Annotated in this window: 4 protein-coding genes; all 4 read right to left on the bottom strand. The window is 71.5% G+C overall.

Features of this window, described 5'->3' with window-relative positions; translation table 11 throughout:
* Nucleotides 1-165: 165 nt before the first annotated feature.
* The gene (priA, locus tag WBA11_RS18175) at nt 166-2,625 is read right to left on the bottom strand and encodes a replication restart helicase PriA (protein WP_424522048.1); all 2,460 of its coding nucleotides are present in this window, start codon (nt 2,623-2,625) and stop codon (nt 166-168) included.
* A gap of 40 nt (nt 2,626-2,665) precedes the next feature.
* Nucleotides 2,666-3,589 carry a hypothetical protein gene (locus WBA11_RS18180; protein WP_424522049.1) on the bottom strand — a complete coding sequence of 308 codons (924 nt, stop codon included), beginning with the start codon at nt 3,587-3,589 and terminating at the stop codon, nt 2,666-2,668.
* Between the two features lie 42 nt (nt 3,590-3,631).
* Nucleotides 3,632-4,312 (bottom strand): ribulose-phosphate 3-epimerase, encoded by a 681-nt coding sequence (gene rpe / locus WBA11_RS18185; RefSeq protein ID WP_424522050.1) that lies wholly within the window; start codon nt 4,310-4,312, stop codon nt 3,632-3,634.
* A gap of 24 nt (nt 4,313-4,336) precedes the next feature.
* Nucleotides 4,337-4,569: T9SS type A sorting domain-containing protein (locus WBA11_RS18190; RefSeq protein WP_424522051.1), on the bottom strand; the 233-nt coding region annotated here is incomplete at its 5' end.

Raw genomic sequence — 4,569 nt, forward strand, 5'->3', positions numbered from 1 at the left:
GGGCGACCTCGAGGGCGCACGGGCGGCAGCCGACGCGTCGCGCGCGGCGCTCGACAACCCGCTCGCGCTGGGAAGCGCCGCCGCGATCCGCGATTGGCTCTCGGACATGGACCTGTAGAGGCCTCCCAGCGACGGTCCGCCCTCGAGGTCGGACGCTTCCGGCCCTCAGTAGAGGCCGACAGGATCCACGTCGAGGTTGACGCGGTGGCCCGACGGCGTCTTGACGCGCTCGCCCGCCGTCGTGACGAGGGCGGCGAGCACGGACGACGGGAGCGCGCGCGGGGCCTTGACCATCAGGTGCATCCGCCACCACTTTTTGACCCGGCCGATGAGCGCAGGCACCGGCCCGAGGACCTCGACGCCGGCCACTTTCTGGGCCTCGGCGCGCAACGCGTCTCCCCACCGGTCCGCGAGCGCGCCCGTCGAGGACGCGTGCGGTCCCTTGACCTCCAAGCCGATGATGCGCGCGTACGGCGGGTAGTGGAGCGCCAAGCGTTCGCCGAGCTCGCCGAGTGCGAAGCCGTGGAAGTCATGGCCCAGCGCGAACCGGATGGCCGGGTGCTCCGGGTTGCGCGTTTGCAGGATGACCTCGCCCTCGAGTTCGTGTCTGCCGGCTCGGCCGGCGACCTGGGCCAAGAGTTGAAACGTCCGCTCGGCCGCGCGAAAGTCGGGCAAGAGCATCCCCGTGTCGGCCTCGACGACGCCGACGAGCGTGACGCGGGGGAAGTCGAGCCCCTTCGCGACCATCTGGGTGCCGAGCAGGACGTCGGCGTCGCCGCGCCCGAAGGCGTCTAGGATCCGGCGGTGGGCGCCCTTCCTCGAGGTCGTGTCCAGGTCCATGCGCAGGACGCGAGCGGACGGGAAGACCTCCGCGATCTCCTCCTCGACGCGCTGCGTGCCGCTTCCCAGCAGGCGCAGGTCGTCTTGGCCGCACTCGGGGCAGGGCCGGGGGATGCGCTCGGCGCGGCCGCAGTAGTGGCACCTGAGGTTGCGACTCGTCTTGTGGACGGTGAGCGAGACGTCGCAGTCGCGGCACGTCGGCGTCCACCCGCACGACTCGCAGGTCAGGACCGGCGCGTAGCCCCGTCGGTTCTGGAGCAGGATCGTCTGCTCGCCCTTTTGGAGCCGGTCGGTGATGGCGAGGCGGAGGTCGTGGCTGAGCGCGCCCTTGAGGCGCCGGACCTGCCGCTCTCTCGCCAGGTCGACGACGCGGACGGGCGGCAGCGGCGCCGGCGCTCGCGTCTCGCCATCTGGCAGACGGACGGGCACGCGCTCGGGCATCTCCAATCTCGTGTACTTGCCCGCGTTCGCGTTCGCGACGGACTCCATCGAGGGCGTCGCGCTGCCCAGCACACAGACCGCGCCGGCCTGGTGAGCCCGCATCACGGCCACGTCGCGGGCGTGGTAGCGGGGCGCCGGATCGAACTGCTTATAGCTCCCTTCGTGCTCTTCGTCCACGACGACGATGCCGAGGTTCTGAACCGGCGCGAAGATGGCGCTCCGAGGTCCGATCACGACCGGATAGACGCCGTCGCGGATTCGCGTCCAGGCATCGAGCCGCTCGCCGGGACTCATCCGGCTGTGAAGGACCGCCACGCGGTCGCCGAAGTGCGCGCGGAAGCGCCGGACGGTCTGCGGCGTGAGCGCGATCTCCGGGACCAACACGATGGCGCTCCGGTCCAGGGCGAGCGCGGCCCGTAGCGCGCGCAGGTACACCTCCGTCTTGCCACTCCCCGTCACGCCGTGGAGCAAGAACGTCTCGGCCCGGCCCGCTCCGATCGCGTCGGTCACGGCCTCGAGGGCGGAGACCTGGGCCGGGTGCAACTCGAGGTCAGCCGGCGCCTCCGTCACCTCGACGTCCAGGTGGTCGCGGCGCTCGACCTCGAGGTCGGACACTTCGAGCAGGCCGCGTGCCTCGAGCCCTTTGACGGTGCTGCTGGTCGCGCCCGTGGCCGCGAGCGCTCGGGCCTGGAGCTGGACGTCGCCGGCCTCCGCGAGCCAGTCCAGAAGCGCCCGCTGTCGCGCACCACGAACGGCCTCGACGTCGCCACCGACGAAGCGGAGGTGGCGGGCCGTCTTGACACGCGTGCTGGCTTCCTGGACCTGGTGTTCGACCTCGAGGACGCCGGCCGCTGCCATGCGGCGGAGTAGGTTCTGGGGGACGGTCTTGCGACCCAGCACCCCGGCGACGCCGGCGATGGGGAGGCCGCTCCCGTTCTCGGCCTCGAGGGCGCGCAGGATCTTGCGGCCCCGGGGGTCGTCGGGCCAGGCGTCGGGCGGGGCGAGCGCGCGGACGACGCGGCGGCTCTCGACCTCGGTCCCGCTCGGGAGCGCGGCCTTGATGGCCTCGCCCCAGGCGCACAGGTAGTACCGCGAGACCCAGCGCGTGAGGGCGAGCAGGTCGGGCCGGAGCGCGGGGTGCTCGTCGAGGACGTCGTGGAGCGGCTTGAGCTTGTCGGCCGACCCCCGAACGCGCTCGGCGATGACGCCGGTGATCTGGCGCCGTCCGAACGGGACGAGCACACGGGCGCCGGGCACGGCCTCGGTGCTCATCTCGTCGGGCACGCGGTAGGTGTACACGCCGTCGACGGGCGTGAGCGGGACGACGTGGGCGAGCGACGGCATGGTCCGAAGCTAGCCCGATGCTGGGCCGTCCTCGAGGTCGCTACAGACAGGCTTGGTCGCTCCAGTCTTGGTGCCCGCGTCCCTGCCAGCACCGCACCTGGCGGCCCGCCGCCGTTAGCTCCCACGTCCCGTCGTACGGCGTGTAGGTCAGCCGCAAGCGCTCGTCGCGGATCGAGTCGTCTCGGAGGCCGAACGCGGTCACGAGCGCCACCGCCTCGTAGCCCGACTCCGACAAAACGTCGACAGTCACACGGTCGGCCTCGCCACTGTAGCGGCGGGCGATGGCGTCTGCCGCAAGCTCGGGAGACGAGGCTGCGTTGACGCGCTCGAGCAAGTCTTCAGCAGGGGCGAAGGCGCCGAGCGGGCCCACGCCCGCGGCCGACCTCGAGGACGGCTGGAGCTGGACCAGTGAACGGACGATTTGGACGCCTTCGTCGAGTGTCACCGGCCGACATCCACCCGCTGTGTCGCTCAAGAAGAGGGCGGAGGCGCCATCGAGGTCGATGAACTCTGACACGATGGTTCCCGCGCCCCACACCTGAGCGCTGGTCGCGCCCGGGTCTCGAGAGGCCTCGTGAACGCGGACCGTCCGGCCCAGACCGTTGACCCGGACGTCGGTCGAGACGATGGGGAGGCTGGGGCCGCCGAATCCCTCGCTGCCTCCCGAGAGTTCGAAACAAGCCCCGTCGGCTCGTTGGTAGCGCACTGAGTAGGACGCCGACCGATCCACCGCCGAGGCTTCGAGCTCGACGACCTCGAACGTGCCGGGATCCGACGGGACCACGACGGGAACGCCGAGTTCGGTCAGGGTCTCGACGTCGTCGGCTGAGAGCCCGACCGGGAGCGTGCCGACGTCCTCGAGGCCCACGTCGTCGCGGTCGGGCGTGCGGGGTCCTCGGTCGACGGGGGCCGCACAGGCGGCCAAGAGCAGGAGCGCCGCGAGAGAGAAGGTGGAGGTCGACATCGGATCAGGGAGATGAGCTACGTCCTTGAGGGCCGTCGGCGGTCACGCGCGGTACACCGCGCCTCGGGCGCTCTGGACTCGTTGGAATGCCGCGACGTTCTCGGCCACGTCGCCCTTGAAGACGGCACTGCCCGCGACCAAGACGGAGGCACCGGCCTCGAGGAGCGCGCCCGCGTTCTGCGGCGTCACGCCACCGTCGACCTCGATGGCGGCTCGGCTGCCCGTCCCCGCGAGCAGCGTCCGGCATCGTCGGACCTTGTCGACGGACGACTCGATAAACGCCTGCCCACCGAAGCCGGGGTTGACCGACATGATGAGGACCAAGTCGAGGTCGGCCGCGATGTCCTCGAGGGCGACGAGCGGCGTGGCCGGGTTGAGCGCGACGCCGGCCTGGCAGTTCAACGCCTTGATGGCCTGGACCGTCCGGTGGAGGTGCGGGCTCGCCTCCTGGTGGACCGTGATGAGCGCCGCGCCCGCGTCGGCGAAGTCCTCGAGGTAGCGCTCCGGCTGCTCGATCATCAGGTGGACGTCGAGCGGGACGCCGAACTCGTCGGCGAGCGATCGGAGCCCGCGCATGACCGGCGCACCGAACGAGATGTTGGGCACGAAGTGGCCGTCCATCACGTCGATGTGGAGCCACTCGGCCCCGGCCTCAAGGGCCTGACGGACATGGGCAGCGAGCCGGCCGAAGTCGGCGGCCAGGACGGAGGGAGCGAGCGTCATATCGAGAGGGGAAGCCGCTGGAGTCTAGCGCGCCACGACGACTCGGACGGCGTCGACCTCGAGGGCGCCGACGGCGCGGACCGTGTAGAGCCCCGGTGCCAAGCGAGGCAAGGCGACGTCGCGCTCGGGCGCGGCCTCGAGGACGGAGACGACGCGGCCGAGCGCGTCCACGACCTCGAGGCGGATGGGGTCCGGGAAGCGGTCGGCGCGGACCGTCACGGCGCCGACGCTCGGGTTCGGCCAGGCCGTGATCGACG

Origin of the sequence: Rubrivirga sp. (assembly GCF_049648075.1) — a bacterium.
Taxonomy (GTDB): Bacteria; Bacteroidota; Rhodothermia; order Rhodothermales; family Rubricoccaceae; genus Rubrivirga.

Bases quoted from the DNA above. Each gene is read 5' to 3' on its own strand.
- priA (WP_424522048.1), bottom strand. From the start codon at position 2,625: ATGCCGTCGCTCGCCCACGTCGTCCCGCTCACGCCCGTCGACGGCGTG.
- WBA11_RS18180 (WP_424522049.1), bottom strand. From the start codon at position 3,589: ATGTCGACCTCCACCTTCTCTCTCGCGGCGCTCCTGCTCTTGGCCGCC.
- rpe (WP_424522050.1), bottom strand. From the start codon at position 4,312: ATGACGCTCGCTCCCTCCGTCCTGGCCGCCGACTTCGGCCGGCTCGCT.